Consider the following 309-nt stretch of genomic DNA (forward strand, 5'->3'; position numbering starts at 1 on the left):
TTACGGTGCTGGCTCCAGATGCAATTGCTTTTGCAATGTCTCCGGTATGTTTAATACCGCCATCGGCAATAACAGGTACACCCGTTCCCTTTAAGGCTTTGGCACATTCGTAAACCGCATATAACTGCGGAACGCCAACGCCTGCGATAATTCGTGTTGTACAAATTGAACCCGGACCAATACCCACTTTAACAGCGTCAGCACCAGCATCGGCCAAAAATTTAGCGGCGGCACCGGTTGCAATGTTACCAACAATAACCTGTAAATCCGGATATTTTGCTTTAACTTCTTTCAATTTATCTACCACAC

Annotated in this window: 1 protein-coding gene; it reads right to left on the reverse strand. The window is 45.6% G+C overall.

What is annotated here, in order from left to right; translation table 11 throughout:
• A partial coding sequence (locus tag AC0IW9_RS30505; protein WP_471652059.1) for an IMP dehydrogenase occupies positions 1-309 on the reverse strand: 309 nt, incomplete at both ends.

It is taken from the genome of Belnapia sp. AC561, assembly GCF_979252845.1.